Genomic DNA, 15010 nt, shown 5'->3' on the forward strand with positions numbered 1-15010 from the left:
ACAGGACGAGCGCCCTCGTTCGGTAGGTGAAATTCCGTCATTCCGCGTACGTGCGAACCCACGCCCCGTCACGCTGGTGGCAAGTGCGGATGGCGAGTTCCGTGTGCTGATGCACCCTCAGACATCAATAAAATAAGACAACATCGGGCCATCGCTTCGTCTGGTCGAGGGATGCGCCCCGATAGGCTCGGAGCCTCGCAGCGGTGCCCATGGCCTGCCCGGATGGTGGAATGCAGACACGGCGAGCTTAAACCTCGCTGCCCCTTCGCGGGCGTGCCGGTTCAAGTCCGGCTCCGGGCACCAACCCCCTCTTTTCCGGCCCGCTCTCTTGCTTCCCACGCGTTCTGCCCCATGACCGTTGACAGTGGTGTGTGTGCGGCCGGAGACTCACGTCCCAAGAGAGTGAAAGAAACTTCACCACGCGAACGCGAGTGGGGCAGAGAAGTAGGGAGCGACCGATGCGTACCACCGTCGGGATCATCGGAGCCGGACCGGCCGGGCTGCTACTGGCGCGGCTGCTGCACCGCGCGGGCATCGACTCGGTCGTCCTGGAGAGCCGCGACCGCGCCTACGTCGAGCAGCGGCAGCGGGCCGGAATCCTGGAGCAGGGCACCGTGGACGTGCTGCGGGAGGCCGGCGCCGGTGAGCGGATGGACCGCGAGGGGTTGCGGCACGACGGGATCGAACTCCGCTTCGACCGGCGCCGGCACCGCGTCGACTTCCCCGGCCTCACCGGCGGGCGGTCCGTGACGGTCTACGCCCAGACGGAGGTGTGCAAGGACCTCATCGCCCTCCAACTGGCCGAAGGGGGCCCGCTGCTTTTCGAGGCGGATGCGCTGGCCGTCGAGGGCGCGGACGGCGACCGGCCCCGGGTGCCGTTCCGTTACCAGGGGCGCGAGGACGTCCTGGAGTGCGACTACGTCGTCGGGTGCGACGGCTTCTGGGGCGTGGCCCGCAAGGCCTTCCCCGCCGCTGCCTCGCAGGTGTTCGAGCGGACCTACCCCTACGCCTGGCTCGGCATCCTCGCCGACGTCGCGCCCTCGCACGACGAACTCGTCTACGCCCGGCACGACCGCGGCTTCGCCCTGCTGTCCATGCGCTCGCCCTCCGTCTCCCGCCTCTACCTCCAGGTGCCCGCCGGCACCGAGGCCGGCCAGTGGAGCGACGAGGAGATCTGGGCCGAACTGGACCGGCGCCTGGAGACCGACGACGGCTGGTGGCTGGAGCGCGGTCCGATCACCCAGAAGTCGGTCACCCCCATGCGATCCTTCGTGCACGAGCCGATGCGCCACGGCCGGCTCTTCCTGGCCGGTGACGCCGCCCACATCGTGCCGCCGACCGGGGCCAAGGGGCTGAACCTCGCCGTCGGTGACGTCGTGACGTTCGCCCGGGCGCTCGCCCACGAGCGGCGGACCGGGTCGCCGGAACTCCTCGACGCCTACTCCGCCACCTGTCTGCGCCGGATCTGGCAGGCCGAGCGGTTCTCGTACGACATGACGACCATGCTGCACGGCGCCCCCGACGCGACCGCCTTCGACGCCCGCCTCCAGCGGGCCCGGCTGGAACGCGTCAGCTCCTCCCGCGCGGCCGAGACCGATCTGGCCGAGGCCTACACCGGCTTCCCGCTGGAGTGAGAGGTTCCACAGGGGGAATCAGGGGTTCGCGTGGCGTGTTGGGCAACACCGCAGGGGAAAGATCCCTCTCAAGTAGTACGGCCGTTCTTTTGCCAATCCATTACCCTTGAGCCAAGGCTGCGCACGGTGGCCATGGAGGAGTGAAATGAGGAGCAGTAACCCGGTCTTCTCGCGACGGGGGTTCAGCCGCGACAACGGCTACGCCGGCTTCAACACCGCAGCGCAGGCCGGGTACGCACAGGGCAACCCGTACGCGCAGAACCCCTACGCCCAGCAGGACCTCCGGCACGGCGCCCCGCCGCAGGCCCCGGCCGCCACCGGCCGGATGACGATGGACGACGTCGTCATGCGCTCGGCCCTCACGCTCGGCACGGTCGCCGTCGGTGCCGCCCTCGCCTGGATCCTGCTGCCGGTCTCCGCGACCAGCTACGGCCTGGCCTTCGGCGCCGCCATCATCGCGATGGTCCTGGCGCTGGTGCAGAGCTTCAAGCGCACGCCGTCACCCGCGCTGATCCTGGGCTACGCGGCCTTCGAGGGCGTCTTCCTGGGCGTCATCAGCGAGATGTACAACAGCCGCTGGAGCGGTGCGCCCTTCCAGGCGGTGCTCGGCACCATGGCCGTCTCGGCCGCGACCCTGCTCGTCTACAAGGCCGGCTGGGTCCGCGTCACGGCCCGCTACGCCCGCATCGGCATGGCCATCGCCATGGCCTTCATCCTGGTGATGGTGGTCAACCTGCTGCTGGTCGCGTTCGGTGTCGCCGAGGACGGCGGCCTGCGCAGCTTCGGTCCGCTCGGCGCGATCGTCGGCATCATCGCCATCGTGCTCGGCGCCTTCTTCCTCACCCTCGACTTCAAGCAGATCGAGGACGGCATCGCCTACGGCGCCCCGCGCAGCGAGTCCTGGCTCGCCGCGTTCGGCCTCACCCTCACCCTGGTGTGGATCTACGTGGAGATGCTGCGGCTGGTGGCGATCTTCAGCAGCAACGACTAGTGCGACCGGCCCCCGACCGGCCGCCGCTCGTGTGAAGTCGTGGGAAAGGGCCCCGGATCCGTCGAAGGCGGATCGCAGGGGCCCTTTGCCGTGGCCGGGTCGCCGCGCGTGCTAGAGCAGCTTGCGGGCGGCCCTCCTCAGGTCGTACTCATGAATGATGGCCTTGGCGTGGCCGTACGCGAGGTCGTACTCGTGCCGGAGCCAGCTGACCTTCTCCTCGAAGCGGAACAGGGCGGGGCCTTCATCGACGGTGCGCAGCCAGTCGGAGACTTCACGACCGGTGCAATGGGGGATGCGGGCGAGCAGGTTGCGGTGGGTCTCCTCGGAGAAGAGTTGGGACATCGGCGCCTCCGGACGCAAAGGGGATGTAAGCCGGTCCTTCACGTCACCGTGCCTGAGCGTCCGCGTATTGGCAACAGCGCGGCGCGTTACGCTCAGCCCGTGGTTGATACGACGCCCTTGACCCGAGCAGTGGATCACTTCGCCGACCGGTTGCGGGCGGCTCCGCAGAGTCGGCTCCAGCGGGGAGCCGCGGCGGAGGCGCTGGCCCTGGCCAACGAGTTGGCCCAGTGGGCGCAGCGTGTGGAGGAGCCGGCCGCCGAGCCCCGGGAGATGCCGGACGCGGGAATGTTCGCCGCCGCCGACCAAATCCTGGTGGCCGCGCACGACTTGGCGGTGGTGCTGCGCACCGACGACGAGGTCGGCGAGGCGGTCGGGCTGGTGGAGGAGGCACGGAAGCGGGCGGGCGTCTGAGACACCGCCACGGCTTCCGGGGCCGTCACAGGGACGCGATGACCCGGTCCGCCAGGATGTAGACCATGTCCCCGCCGCACGCGAAGGTCAGCGTGTAGGCGCCGGAGATGCCCGAGCCGCCGAGCAGGTACGGCGTGTCGCCCGCCCGCACGGCCGCGGCCAGCCGCTCCGCCGTCTCCCGGTGGCCGGGGGTCATGCACAGGGTGGTGCCGTCGGCGAAGACGTAGACGTCCAGGGTGCCCAGGGGGCCGGGCCGGACGTCGGACAGCTCGACCTGGTCGGCGGCGAGCTGTTCCAGGGTGGTCACCGTGCGCTCGTGGTCGTTCACCACAGGCGACTGCACCGGCACGAAGTCCGGGTGCGAGGGGTGACGGCGGCGGGCCGCGGCCAGCTCGGAGGACTCGCCCGCGGAGAACTCGTCGGTCTCCGTGGCCGGCTCGGCGACCGGCTCCAGCGAGTCCAGGCCCGCGAAATCGGCCTGCCGGGGCAGGAACAGGTCGTTCTCGGTGAGGTTCAGCAGGGACGGCGCGTCGGAGGCGTCACGGGCCTCCTGCGCGGCCCAGAACGCGCGGGCCTCGGCCAGTTCCCGCTCCCGCTCCTCGGCCAGCGCCTCCGCCACGGCCGCGCGTATCTCGTCCGCGTCGGCGGTGCGGGCCGCGGGCAGCAGCGCGCGCCTGGCGGAGGCCTGGTTCTCGGCGAGCTGCGCCTGCAGCTGGGTGAGCTGGCGGCGCAGCTTCAGAACGGTCCGCAGGACGGCGACGCCCACGGCGCCCGTGGCGGCCGTGGTGAGCAGCAGGGCGAAAGGCATGGCGCTCACTGACGTACTCCCAGGTTCAAAGTCGACCCCCGACTTCCTACATCAGCTTGAAGGGCGGACTAACCAGCTGTCAGTGCGTAACGTCACGAAACGGACAGGATTTTGGTGACGTCGTTTCCCGACTCACGGCGCTGACCTGCAAGGACACCCCCACGAGGGACGTAGGTCACATCCTGAGGGAGATTGGATCACAAAACGGCCCAGAACCCGGGGCTTTCCCGGGTTCTGGGCCACTGCCTGACGTAGGGTGTCTCGCCCGCTACCGAGGGTGTGTCAGCTCAGGCGCTCGATGACCATCGCCATGCCCTGGCCGCCGCCGACGCACATCGTCTCCAGGCCGAACTGCTTGTCGTGGAACTGGAGCGAGTTGATCAGCGTGCCGGTGATGCGCGCGCCGGTCATGCCGAAGGGGTGGCCGACGGCGATCGCGCCGCCGTTGACGTTCACCTTGTCCAGGTCGATGCCGAGGTCGCGGTAGGAGGGGATCACCTGGGCGGCGAAGGCCTCGTTGATCTCGACCAGGTCGATGTCCTCGACGGTCAGGCCCGCGCGGCGCAGGGCCTGCTGGGACGCCTCGACCGGGCCGAGGCCCATGATCTCCGGGGAGAGGCCGGAGACGCCGGTGGAGACGATGCGGGCGAGCGGGGTGAGACCGAGCTCGCGCGCCTTCGTGTCGGACATGATGACGACCGCGGCGGCGCCGTCGTTGAGCGGGCAGCAGTTGGCGGCCGTGACGAGCCCGTCCGGGCGGAACACCGGCTTGAGGCCCTGCACGCCCTCCAGGGTGACGCCGGCGCGCGGGCCGTCGTCCTTGGCGACGACCGTGCCGTCCGGCAGGGTCACCGGGGTGATCTCGCGCTCCCAGAAGCCGTTCTTGATGGCCTCTTCGGCCAGGTTCTGCGAGCGGACGCCGAACTCGTCCATGTCCTGGCGGGTCACGCCCTTCCAGCGGGCGAGGTTCTCCGCGGTCTGGCCCATCGAGATGTAGGCGTCCGGGACCAGGCCGTCCTCACGTGGGTCGTGCCAGGTGGTGCCCTCCTGCGCGGCCACGGCGGCGGTACGGGCCTCGGCCTCGGCGAAGAGCGGGTTGTGCGTGTCCGGCAGGCTGTCGGAGTTGCCCTTGGTGAAGCGGGACACCATCTCGACGCCGGCCGAGATGAAGACGTCGCCCTCGCCGGCCTTGATGGCGTGCAGGGCCATGCGGCTGGTCTGCAGCGAGGAGGAGCAGTAGCGGGTGACCGTGCAGCCGGGCAGGTGGTCCATGCCCATCTGCACGGCCACGATGCGGCCGAGGTTGTTGCCCTGCTCGCCGCCCGGCAGACCACAGCCGAGCATCAGGTCGTCGATGTCCCTGGGGTCCAGCTCGGGAACCTTGGCCAGTGCCGCCTGGATGATCGTGGCGGTCAGGTCGTCCGGGCGCAGGTCCTTGAGGGAGCCCTTGAAGGCGCGGCCGATGGGGGAGCGGGCGGTCGAGACGATGACGGCTTCGGGCATCACGGCTCCAGAGGACGGAGTTGGGCAGGGCCGGTTGGGAAGTTACCCGGCCGTATGGTTCAGGTCACCGGAATCGCGGTGTGACACTGGCCGCAATTTACTAAGCGCTTGCTTTGGCCCCGGCGGTTCGCGGGGGATCGTACGGGCGGGTGGCGGGTGGCGGGTGGCGGTCCCGTGGGCTCCGCCCCGGACCCCCGTGTCTGCCCACCCGCCCACCGTCTCGGGTGTTCATACCGCTGGGCGGGCCGGTTCGGCCTCGCTCACACGGCGCCGACGGCGGCGCTTGAGGAGGGCCCAGGGGCCGCGGGGGCCCGTGGGCATGGCCGCCGTGACCTCGGTGCCCGCCTCCGAGGCGGCCTCCGCGGCCGCCCGGGCCACCGGCAGGAAGGCCTCGCGCCGGGACGCGTCCGGGCGTTCCTCCTCGGCCGGCCACAGGCCGAGAGCCGCGCAGACCGTGGGCAGGACCGCCATCGCCGCGGTCGCGTAGCCCTCCGCCGAGGGGTGGTAGTTGTCGGGGCCGAACAGCTCCCGGGGATTCGCCTCGAACTCCGGGCCCAGCAGGTCGCCCAGCGACACCGTCCGCCCGCCCTGCTCCACCGCCCCGATCGTCTGCGCCGCCGCCAGTTGCCGCGAGGTCCGGCGGGCCAGCCACCGCAGCGGCTGCTGCACCGGCTCGATGGTGCCCAGGTCGGGACACGTGCCGACGACCACCTCCGCGCCGGCCGTGCGCAGCCGGCGCACCGCCGCCGACAGATGCCGTACCGAACGCGTCGGCGGCATCCGGTGGGTCACGTCGTTCGCGCCGATCATGATCACGCAGATGTCCGGGACGGGACCGGCGGCCGACAGGATCAGCGCCACCTGCCGGTCCAGGTCGTCCGACTGAGCGCCCGGCAACGCCACGTTCCGCAGCTCCACCGGCCGTTCCGCCACCGCGGCCAGCCCCGACGCCAGCAGCGCCCCCGGCGTCTGGCCCGACCGGTGCACGCCCTGCCCCGCGGCCGTGGAGTCGCCGAGCAGGGCCAGCCGCAGCGGCGGTTCACCGGGGATGTCGTACGCGTGGCCGTACACCCCGTCGGCCACCGGCACCCGGCCCGCACCGCCGTTGCCCACATGGCGCCGGGCCAGCCGCACCTCCGCCAGCAGCAGGCCGACCGCCGCCGCCCCGACGAGCCCCACCCCGCCGCCGCCGTACGCCGCTCCGGCCGCGATGCGCCGGGCCACTCTCGCCCTCGACATGCTCGTCATGCGTCGCCGCCACCTCCTCGTAGCCGTACACCCACTCCTTGCCCCGTACAGACCGTGTGCCAATCTCGACGGGGAGTGAACGCCCGACCGAGGCCACTTCGGGGCCGTAGGCTGGCGGAACCACTACGACAGATGTTTTTTGCAAGCAACCGGAGACAACGGTGCGATTCCACGACTCGATGATCAGCCTCGTCGGCAACACCCCGCTGGTGCGGCTCAACAACGTGACCAAGGGCATCCAGGCGACCGTCCTGGCCAAGGTGGAGTACTTCAACCCGGGCGGTTCCGTGAAGGACCGCATCGCCCTGCGCATGATCGAGGCCGCCGAGGAGAGCGGGGAGCTCAAGCCGGGCGGCACGATCGTCGAGCCGACCAGCGGCAACACCGGCGTGGGCCTGGCCATCGTGGCCCAGCAGAAGGGCTACAAGTGCATCTTCGTCTGCCCTGACAAGGTGTCCACCGACAAGATCAACGTGCTGCGGGCCTACGGCGCCGAGGTCGTGGTCTGCCCGACCGCCGTGGACCCCGAGCACCCGGACTCGTACTACAACGTCTCCGACCGCCTCGTCCGCGAGACCCCGGGCGCCTGGAAGCCCGACCAGTACTCCAACCCCAACAACCCGCTCTCGCACTATCACTCGACCGGCCCCGAGCTGTGGGAGCAGACCGAGGGGAAGATCACCCACTTCGTGGCGGGCGTCGGCACCGGCGGCACCATCTCCGGCACCGGCCGCTATCTGAAGGACGCCTCCGACGGCGCGGTCAAGGTCATCGGCGCCGACCCCGAGGGTTCCGTATACTCCGGCGGCTCCGGCCGGCCGTACCTGATCGAGGGGGTCGGCGAGGACTTCTGGCCGACCGCGTACGACCGGACCGTGGCCGACGAGATCGTGGCCGTCTCCGACAAGGACGCCTTCCAGATGACCCGCCGCCTGGCCAAGGAGGAGGGCCTGCTGGTCGGCGGCTCCTGCGGCATGGCCGTCGTCGCCGCGCTGCGCGTCGCCGAACGGCTCGGGCCGGACGACGTCGTGGTCGTCCTCCTCCCGGACAGCGGCCGCGGCTACCTCTCGAAGATCTTCAACGACGAGTGGATGGCCGACTACGGCTTCCTCGAGGACGAGGGCCCCAGTGCCCGCGTCGGCGACGTCCTGCAGGACAAGGTGGCCGGCACCATCCCGTCCCTGGTGCACATGCACCCCGAGGAGACCGTGGGCGAGGCAATCGAGGTGCTGCGCGAGTACGGCGTCTCGCAGATGCCGGTCGTCAAGCCGGGCGCCGGTCACCCGGACGTGATGGCCGCCGAGGTCGTCGGCTCGGTGGTGGAACGTGAGCTGCTGGACGCCCTGTTCTCCCAGCGGGCCTCGCTGGAGGACCCGCTGGAGAAGCACATGAGCGCCCCGCTGCCCCAGGTCGGCTCCGGCGAGCCGGTCGGCGACCTGATGTCGGTCCTGGGCTCCGCGGACGCCGCGATCGTCCTGGTCGAGGGCAAGCCGACCGGAGTGGTCAGCCGGCAGGACCTGCTGGCCTTCCTGGCCAAGGGCGGCAACAAGTAGCCGAATCCGCGGTGAACCGCCGGTAACGGCGGCGAACCGGGGGTGACTTGGGCCGGTCGAGCCGCTCCGCAACTGGTACGAGCGTGTCACGTGCGCGCAGCACCCGCTTAACACGGGTCCGGCACATTGGTGGGTGTCGGCAGGGCGATGGGGGTACCTCCCAGGCGTTGAGCACTGGGGGAGGCTCCCCGCCCCGGCCGGCGCCGTGCGGCGCCAAGGACCTCCGGAGCGGCTCCCGGACCTCCATGGACGCCCAGGACGCGCAAGCCCGGTCCTGACCCGGCCCGCGTCCCGCGCGGGGACCGCCGTCGTCCCGCCCCCCGGAAACGGGGGTGCGGCGGTCCCCGCGCACAACTCTTCCCTGCGGCCTCGCGTCTTCCACTGGCCTCAGCTCTTCCACGAGCCTCGGTTCTTCCCCGGGCCTCGGCTTTTCCCCGGGCCTCAGTCGTCCCGGGCGGGCCGGCCGGAATCGCGCCGGCCGGTGAGCAGCTCCCGGTTGAGGCGCGCCGCCTGAGCCGCGTTCACACCGACGATCCCGAGCCAGGTGGCCACGATCCCGGTCATCCCGGCGAGGGCGCCGGAGATCGCGGACAGCGGGACGGCCAGCACCAGCGACACGATCGCGAGGCCGTAGCGGTCCGCCCACGAGCCGGCCGACCTGGGCCGCCGGGGGCCACGCGCGTCGGCCATCCGCTGCTCGGCCAGGTGCCGTCGTACCCGGCGGTCCACCGTGTCGTCGATCCGCTGCTCGACCTTCTCCAGGAAGGAGTCCACGAGCGCGGAGTCGTACTCCTCGCCCAGCTCCCCGCGCGCCCGTACGGTGGCGTCCAGGTCCTTCTTGAGATCCGTGTCCCGCGAGTCCAGTGCGCTCATGCGCTTCACGGTAAGGAGCGCCGGTGCCCCGCGCACTGGGGTAAACCCCCCTCTTCGGCGCCGGGGGCCCGGGTCGGCCGGATCACGAGACGGGCCTTGCCCGGCTGTATAGGCTCATGCAGAGTTCTAGATGTCTGAATAGGCCATGGGTTCACATCCGGAGGGGGAGCACAGCATGAGCGTCGACCGGAGCACGGGCGTGACGGACACCCCGGCGACCCGTCTGCAGGCGCTCTTCGAGGGGCACCGGCTCACGCCGACCCAGCGCCGTATCGCGCACAGCATGGTGCGGCGGGCCGCCGACGTCCCCTTCCTGTCCAGCGTGGAGCTGGCCGAACTGGCCGGGGTCAGCCAGCCCTCGGTGACCCGGTTCGCGGTCGCCCTCGGCTTCGACGGCTACCCCGCCCTGCGCAGGCATCTGCGCGAGGTCGTGCCCGCCGAGCAGGCCGCCGCCGGGTCCGGCTCGTACAACGAGTACCAGCAGGCCGTAGAGGCCGAGATCGAGAACCTGAGGCACCTCGCGGAGCTGCTCGCCGACCCCCGGCCGGTGCAGAAGGCCGGCCGGATCCTGGCGGCCTCGCGTCCGCTGCCGGTGCTCGGGCTGCGCGCCGCCGCTTCCCAGGCGTACGGCTTCGCGTACTTCGCCGCCAAGGTCCACCCGGACGTCCGGCTGCTCAACGAGGGCGGCACGATGATCCAGGACCGTATCGACGCGGCCGTCCGCGCGGGCGCCACGGCCCTGCTGTGCTTCGCGCTGCCGCGGCATCCGCGCGAGGTGGTCGACACCCTCGCCTACGCCAGGGAGGCGGGCCTGACGGTAGTCACGGTCGCCGACTCCGCGTTCGCGCCCGTCGCTCGCCACTCCGACCTGCTGCTGCCCGCCGCGGTCGGCACCGGGCTCGCCTTCGACACCGCGTGCGCGCCGATGCTGCTCGGGCGGGTGCTGCTGGAGGCGCTGTGCGACGATCTGCCGGACGCGCAGGCCAGGTTGGAGCAGTTCGACGCGCACGCGGCCGCCCGGGGGCTGTTCGTGGAGTGACCCGACGCGCTCTCAGACTCGTCTCACGTTCAGCCGTTAGCCTCGTGCCAGGACCCAGGGGCTGGGTGGACACGCAGACGTGACACGGGAGGCCGACGTGGCGCGCGGAGGGCAGGGACTGGCCCGGGTGGCCGTCGTCGTAAGGGCGGGTGCCGCACCGCTGTGGTGGTTCGGGGTGATGGCCGCCGGTATCGGAGTACTGCCGCCCGGGGTGACCGGGCGCCGGATCGGGGTGTCGGCGGGGGCCGCGCTGTTCCTCGTCGCCCCGGCCGTCGTGGCACTGGTGCGCGGGAAGCGGTACGCCGCCCTCGCCCGCGGGGCCGCCCGGGCGGGCAAGTACGACGTGCTGCAGGACCGGGCGGTGACCGTGCGCAACTGGCGCCGGGGACACCGGTGGTGGCTGCTGCTGGCGTTCGCGGTGGCGCTCGGCAGCTCGTTCGCGCTGCCCGCGGCCGGGGGCATGCTGCTGGCCGGGGCCGGCACCGGGCTCAGGCTGAAGGCCGCGCGGCTGGGGCGCCGGGAGGGGGCCTGGGAGACGCTGCTGTGGGTGCGGGTCGACTGGCTCGACCGGCGGGGCGGCGGCCCGGCGGGCAAGGCCGTGAAGGGCGTGCGCGCCACGGGCGTCGCGGCCGGCGACGCGACCCCGGGCGGGTCCCGCCGCCGTACCGCGGCACCGGTGTGACCTCGAGCGGCCCGGAGGTCTCAGGCCGCTCGTGTGGATCATGCCGGGCTCGCGGGCCCTGGTGCCGCCCCTCGCCGCGTTGTCGTCGGTTGCCATGGCTCCGCCATGGCGCCCTCCTCCGCCTTGCGAGGCTGCCTCACTGCCCGAAAGGCGTGGGAGTGCCCCGACACCAGACCCCGCTCCCTGATCCGGCGTGATCCGAACGAAAGACCCTAGACCTCCAGCTCCTCCTCGATCCTCTTGAGCTGGTGCCGGGCCATCGCCAGGTTGGCCCGGTTCTGCTCCAGGACGAGGTAGAGGAACAGGCCGTTCCCGCCGCGGCCCTTGAGCAGGCGGATCAGGTGGTACTGGTCCGTCAGCGTGATCAGGATGTCGTCGATCTCGGCCTTGAGGCCCAGCATCTCCATCGTGCGCATCTTGGCGCGGATCACGTCCGTGTTGCCCGCGGCGGCCACGTTGAGGTCGAAGGTCTTGCCGCCGCCCATCGTGCCCAGCGCCATGCCGCTGGTGTAGTCGACGAGTGCGACGCCGGTGGCGCCCTCGATGGAGGTCAGGGCCTCTTTCAGGGCGGTCTCGGTGTTGGCCATGGTGGTCCTCTCAGTTGTCGGTTGCGGTGCGCGCTTCGGTGGCCGTGGTGCGTGGCGCGCGCGCGGTGCGAGTACGTGCGGGTGTGGTTCTGGTGGGCCGTGCGGCGGGCGCCGCGGCCCGGGCGGCGGCCTCGGCGGCGTCGAGCAGCTCCCCGATGCGGGCGCCGGACCGGCGGCCCTCCAGGTGGAGCCGGCCGACGTTCACCCGGTCCTGGGTGAGCAGGGTCAGCACGGCGGTGCGGCCGGCCGCGTAGGTGGCGACGTAGCCGTGTTCGCCGCGTACCAGCAGCTCCCGGAAGCCGCCGTTGCCGGTGGCGTCGGCGACCCGTACGGCCACGCCGAGGGCGGCCGCGGTGAGCGCCGCCAGGCCCTCCGGGTCGACGCCGGGTGTGTCGTGGGCGACGACGAGTCCGTCGACGCCGGCCGCGAGGGCGCCGGTGAGCTGCGGGACGCGGGTACGCAGTCGGCGCAGCTCGTCCAGCACGGTCTCCAGGTCCTGTTCGGGCACCATCAGCTCTCTCCTCTCGGCGGCGGGGTGGTGCCGTTCAAAGCGCCTCCAGCGCATCCCTGAGCCTCTTCAGCAGCGCGATGTCGGGGTCGGTGACCGTGAGCGGGGGAGCCGGCGGGAGCGGCGGCGGGTCCGGTGCCGTGGGCGCCGGCCGGACGAGTCCGGCCGCCACGAGCCGCCGTACGTCCACCAACGTGTGGAATGCCTGTCTGCCCAGGTCACGGGCGATCTCCGGGGCCGTGCGGACGCCGTCCACCCGGTTCAGGACGGCCCGCCGGCGCGGTGTGACGTGCGTCCCGGCGGCCGGGTCGGCGCGGATCAGCGGGGCGCTGTCGGCCGCCGGGTCCGGCCACAGCCGGTGCAGCAGCAGCCGGCGGCGCAGCGTCTCGCGTTCCAGCGCGATGACCGGGACCGAGGGCAGCGGGCCGATGCGGGGCGTGCCGTCGTACCGGAACCGGCCAGGAGTGCTGCTCGGCGCGAGGGCGAAGTACCCGGCGTCGTACAGCGCGTCCAGGTGGCACAGTTCCAGCGCGCCCGAGGGCAGCAGCCCGGCGTCGAGCAGCAGCCGGGCGGCGTCCGCCGTGCCGCCGGCCCGCTCTGCCGCCCGCTGCCACGCGGCCGCCGCGAGGGTGCCGTGGGCGGTGAGCAACACGTTCAGTCCGGGGGCGAGGGGGCTCTCGGCGTGCACGACACGGCCCCGGGCGAGGTACAGGGTGCCGTGTTCGCGGACGAGCACGCCCGTGGCCTGCTCCTCGGCGAGCCGTCTGAGCATCGGCGACAGCGCGCCCGCGGTCCGGTCGGCCGCGGCCGATCTGTCCCGCACCGGCAGCGGCGGAGGTGTGCCGACCATGGTCATCCCAGCACCAGCCGGTCGGCCATCTCGCCGAGCCGGATGCGGGCGAGGGCCAGGTTGCCCTCCTCGCGACCCAGCCACAGGTGGAGGAAGACGCTGCTGTCGAAGGACGTGACCACGAACCGCAGCAGGTGGTAGCTGTCGCGGTTGCTGATGATCACGTCCTCGACGGGCGGGCGTCCGTCCTCGGCGTCCCCGGCCGTGAAGGCGCCGTGCTCGGCGGCCAGCCTGGCCAGTTCGGCGGCTTCGGCGGCGGTGGTCTCGTGGTCACCGCCGGGGGCTTCCCCGACGGATCCCAGGGCCAGTCCGCTCGTCCAGTCCACCAGCGCGGCTCCCCGGGCACCGGGCAGCCGCATCGCATCCAGTAGGCACTCGTCGATTCCGGGCACGCCGGTTCCCCTCCCCGCCTGTACTCCGGTTGAGTGACAGAGACACTACGCAACGTGTGCGTGGCGAGTGAGGGCTTTGGCATTTTCCGTTGGAACGTGCGTCCGGCGTACTAAGGTGGGTCAACTGACGGCCGTTTCCCGCCAGTTGATCCATTTGTTCGATGAGGCGCGGGGGCGTGTCAACGGCTCCCGGATGCGCGCAGGGTGGTGAGCGCGGACGCGTGCGCCCCTCCGGACTCGGCCACGACCTCCGCCACCGTCTGCGGCTCCCGCACGGTCGCGAAGGCGACGCCCCCGGAACCGTCCGGCGCGAAACCGTAGATCCCGGGCCGGGCCAGGGAGTTGTAGGCGTAGTGGTGCGCGAAGTAGTACGCGCCCGTGTCCAGCGCCGCCGCGTAGTCGCCCTGCTCCAGCAGGGGCAGGGCGCGCCCCTCGGCGAGCAGGTCGCCCGAGAAGCACGCCGGGCCCGCCACGTCCTGCGTCACCTCGGGGCCCGGCTTCGGCCGGCCCTTGGCGTCGTACGCGGCGATCCGCAGCGGCCAGGCCCCCGGCGCGTACACCGTTCGCGTGGCCACCTGCACGCCCGCGTGCGTCACCGCGATCCGCCGCCCGCCGGAGCTCTTCGTGTACTCCACCCGTGCCACCACCGTGCCGTGCTTGGCCAGCAGTGACCGCCCGAACTCGGTGACGATCCCGTACCGCCCGTCGAACAGCCCCGGCACTTCCTCCTTGAGCGTGCGCGCGTACTGGGCGTACGTCGGCGTGGTCGCCTCCGCCTCGAAGTTGACCGGCAGCCCGCCGCCGATGTCGAGCGTGTCGATCTGCCGCCGCCCGATCCGCGCGTTGATCTCCTCGGCCAGCGCGTACGTCTCCGCCACGCCCCGCGCCAGCAGCGACAGCGGGATGCCCTGGGAGCCGGTGTGGGCGTGCAGCCGGGTCAGCCACGGCCGGTCCGCGTACGCCCGGACGACCCACTCACGGGCCCCCTCGTCGCGCAGCGCCACCCCGAACTTCGAGGTCTCGGTCGCGGTCGAGGTCGCCCCGATGGTGCCGCCGCCGATCTGCGGGTTGACCCGGATGCCGAGCGGCGACCGGGTGGTCGCCGGTCCGACCAGCGCGTCGAGCCGGTCCAGCTCCTGCGGGTTGTCCGCGTTCACGGCGACGCCCAGCGCCAGCGCCTCGCGCAGCTCGGCCGGCGTCTTGGCGGGGGAGTCGAGCACCGTGTTCTCCGGCGGCAGTCCAGCCGCCCGCGCCAGCGCCAGCTCGCCCGGGCTCGCCACCTCGGCGCCGATGCCCTCCTCGTGCAGCAGCCGCAGCACCGGCACCAGCGGGCTCGCCTTCACCGCGAAGGCGTGCAGCACCGGTGTCCCCGGCGCCGCGACCGCGTCGAAGGCCGCCCGCAGCGCGGCCGCCGTCTCCCGGATGCCGGTGACGTCCAGCAGTCCCACCACGGCCGCGTCCGGCCCCAGCAGCCCCCGCTCCACGGCGCCGCGTACCCCCTCGTCGCGCCGGGCGGCCCGCTCCCGGGCCTCGCCGTCGGTGTCGTGGTCCACGACCTCTCCCTCCTGTCGGCCTTCGTGTACTTCCAG

At 72.1% G+C, this 15010-nt stretch carries 16 protein-coding genes and 1 tRNA gene; 7 read left to right on the forward strand and 10 right to left on the reverse strand.

Features of this window, described 5'->3' with window-relative positions; translation table 11 throughout:
* The first annotated feature begins 216 nt into the window (after positions 1–216).
* The 3 genes from ACFVVO_RS14435 (at position 217) to ACFVVO_RS14445 (ending at position 2625) form a co-directional block, all read left to right on the forward strand.
* A tRNA-Leu gene (locus ACFVVO_RS14435) sits at positions 217–303 on the forward strand.
* Between the two features lie 155 nt (positions 304–458).
* Positions 459–1634, forward strand: coding sequence for a 4-hydroxybenzoate 3-monooxygenase (locus ACFVVO_RS14440; protein ID WP_390054780.1), 1176 nt, complete (start codon positions 459–461; stop codon positions 1632–1634).
* Between the two features lie 145 nt (positions 1635–1779).
* The gene (locus ACFVVO_RS14445; RefSeq protein ID WP_390054782.1) at positions 1780–2625 is read left to right on the forward strand and encodes a Bax inhibitor-1/YccA family protein; all 846 of its coding nucleotides are present in this window, start codon (positions 1780–1782) and stop codon (positions 2623–2625) included.
* 111 nt (positions 2626–2736) lie between these two features.
* Here ACFVVO_RS14445 and ACFVVO_RS14450 read toward each other — a convergent pair whose 3' ends face one another.
* The gene (locus tag ACFVVO_RS14450; protein WP_390054784.1) at positions 2737–2967 is read right to left on the reverse strand and encodes a DUF4287 domain-containing protein; all 231 of its coding nucleotides are present in this window, start codon (positions 2965–2967) and stop codon (positions 2737–2739) included.
* Between the two features lie 99 nt (positions 2968–3066).
* Between ACFVVO_RS14450 and ACFVVO_RS14455 the strand changes: the two genes are divergently transcribed.
* Positions 3067–3378, forward strand: coding sequence for a hypothetical protein (locus tag ACFVVO_RS14455; protein ID WP_390054785.1), 312 nt, complete (start codon positions 3067–3069; stop codon positions 3376–3378).
* Between the two features lie 25 nt (positions 3379–3403).
* Here the strand turns inward: ACFVVO_RS14455 and ACFVVO_RS14460 are convergent, their stop codons facing one another.
* The 3 genes from ACFVVO_RS14460 to ACFVVO_RS14470 form a co-directional block, all read right to left on the reverse strand.
* Positions 3404–4195 (reverse strand): hypothetical protein, encoded by a 792-nt coding sequence (locus ACFVVO_RS14460; protein ID WP_390054787.1) that lies wholly within the window; start codon positions 4193–4195, stop codon positions 3404–3406.
* A 273-nt stretch (positions 4196–4468) separates the two neighbouring features.
* On the reverse strand, positions 4469–5689 hold the full coding sequence (locus tag ACFVVO_RS14465) for an acetyl-CoA C-acetyltransferase (protein ID WP_390054788.1): 1221 nt from the start codon (positions 5687–5689) through the stop codon (positions 4469–4471).
* Between the two features lie 228 nt (positions 5690–5917).
* Positions 5918–6937 (reverse strand): SGNH/GDSL hydrolase family protein, encoded by a 1020-nt coding sequence (locus ACFVVO_RS14470; RefSeq protein ID WP_390054790.1) that lies wholly within the window; start codon positions 6935–6937, stop codon positions 5918–5920.
* 161 nt (positions 6938–7098) lie between these two features.
* On the opposite strand from ACFVVO_RS14470, the gene ACFVVO_RS14475 reads away from it, so the two are divergent.
* Positions 7099–8490 (forward strand): cystathionine beta-synthase, encoded by a 1392-nt coding sequence (locus ACFVVO_RS14475; protein ID WP_390054791.1) that lies wholly within the window; start codon positions 7099–7101, stop codon positions 8488–8490.
* A gap of 441 nt (positions 8491–8931) precedes the next feature.
* Here ACFVVO_RS14475 and ACFVVO_RS14480 read toward each other — a convergent pair whose 3' ends face one another.
* Positions 8932–9363: a hypothetical protein gene (locus ACFVVO_RS14480; RefSeq protein ID WP_390054793.1), complete on the reverse strand. Its 432-nt coding sequence runs from the start codon at positions 9361–9363 to the stop codon at positions 8932–8934.
* Positions 9364–9538: 175 nt separating this feature from the next.
* On the opposite strand from ACFVVO_RS14480, the gene ACFVVO_RS14485 reads away from it, so the two are divergent.
* Together ACFVVO_RS14485 and ACFVVO_RS14490 are read left to right on the forward strand one after the other, a co-directional pair.
* Positions 9539–10402 carry a MurR/RpiR family transcriptional regulator gene (locus ACFVVO_RS14485; protein WP_390054795.1) on the forward strand — a complete coding sequence of 288 codons (864 nt, stop codon included), beginning with the start codon at positions 9539–9541 and terminating at the stop codon, positions 10400–10402.
* Between the two features lie 97 nt (positions 10403–10499).
* Positions 10500–11084: a hypothetical protein gene (locus tag ACFVVO_RS14490; protein WP_390054797.1), complete on the forward strand. Its 585-nt coding sequence runs from the start codon at positions 10500–10502 to the stop codon at positions 11082–11084.
* A 212-nt stretch (positions 11085–11296) separates the two neighbouring features.
* On the opposite strand, the gene ACFVVO_RS14495 is transcribed toward ACFVVO_RS14490, so the two are convergent.
* From ACFVVO_RS14495 to ACFVVO_RS14515, 5 genes are all read right to left on the reverse strand, one after another.
* Positions 11297–11671 (reverse strand): hypothetical protein, encoded by a 375-nt coding sequence (locus ACFVVO_RS14495; RefSeq protein ID WP_199210808.1) that lies wholly within the window; start codon positions 11669–11671, stop codon positions 11297–11299.
* Positions 11672–11681: 10 nt separating this feature from the next.
* Positions 11682–12182, reverse strand: coding sequence for a roadblock/LC7 domain-containing protein (locus ACFVVO_RS14500; RefSeq protein ID WP_390054798.1), 501 nt, complete (start codon positions 12180–12182; stop codon positions 11682–11684).
* A 34-nt stretch (positions 12183–12216) separates the two neighbouring features.
* Positions 12217–13035, reverse strand: coding sequence for a transcriptional regulator (locus ACFVVO_RS14505; RefSeq protein ID WP_390054799.1), 819 nt, complete (start codon positions 13033–13035; stop codon positions 12217–12219).
* Entirely contained in the window at positions 13032–13421 is a 390-nt protein-coding gene (locus ACFVVO_RS14510) for a hypothetical protein (protein WP_199210805.1), read from the reverse strand. The genes ACFVVO_RS14505 and ACFVVO_RS14510 overlap by 4 nt, the downstream gene beginning before the upstream one ends.
* Positions 13422–13600: 179 nt before the next feature.
* Complete coding sequence (locus ACFVVO_RS14515; protein ID WP_390054801.1) at positions 13601–14974, reverse strand: diaminopimelate decarboxylase; 1374 nt, start codon at positions 14972–14974, stop codon at positions 13601–13603.
* Between the last annotated feature and the right edge of the window lie 36 nt (positions 14975–15010).

Origin of the sequence: Streptomyces sp. NPDC058145, from assembly GCF_042884245.1 — a bacterium.
Lineage (GTDB): Bacteria > Actinomycetota > Actinomycetes > Streptomycetales > Streptomycetaceae > Streptomyces.

What these genes read in the sequence shown, in the direction of transcription:
- ACFVVO_RS14440 (WP_390054780.1), top strand. Translation starts at nt 459, where the DNA reads ATGCGTACCACCGTCGGGATCATCGGAGCCGGACCGGCCGGGCTGCTA.
- ACFVVO_RS14445 (WP_390054782.1), top strand. Translation starts at nt 1,780, where the DNA reads ATGAGGAGCAGTAACCCGGTCTTCTCGCGACGGGGGTTCAGCCGCGAC.
- ACFVVO_RS14450 (WP_390054784.1), bottom strand. Translation starts at nt 2,967, where the DNA reads ATGTCCCAACTCTTCTCCGAGGAGACCCACCGCAACCTGCTCGCCCGC.
- ACFVVO_RS14465 (WP_390054788.1), bottom strand. Translation starts at nt 5,689, where the DNA reads ATGCCCGAAGCCGTCATCGTCTCGACCGCCCGCTCCCCCATCGGCCGC.
- ACFVVO_RS14470 (WP_390054790.1), bottom strand. Translation starts at nt 6,937, where the DNA reads ATGACGAGCATGTCGAGGGCGAGAGTGGCCCGGCGCATCGCGGCCGGA.
- ACFVVO_RS14480 (WP_390054793.1), bottom strand. Translation starts at nt 9,363, where the DNA reads ATGAGCGCACTGGACTCGCGGGACACGGATCTCAAGAAGGACCTGGAC.
- ACFVVO_RS14485 (WP_390054795.1), top strand. Translation starts at nt 9,539, where the DNA reads ATGAGCGTCGACCGGAGCACGGGCGTGACGGACACCCCGGCGACCCGT.
- ACFVVO_RS14495 (WP_199210808.1), bottom strand. Translation starts at nt 11,671, where the DNA reads ATGGCCAACACCGAGACCGCCCTGAAAGAGGCCCTGACCTCCATCGAG.
- ACFVVO_RS14500 (WP_390054798.1), bottom strand. Translation starts at nt 12,182, where the DNA reads ATGGTGCCCGAACAGGACCTGGAGACCGTGCTGGACGAGCTGCGCCGA.
- ACFVVO_RS14505 (WP_390054799.1), bottom strand. Translation starts at nt 13,035, where the DNA reads ATGACCATGGTCGGCACACCTCCGCCGCTGCCGGTGCGGGACAGATCG.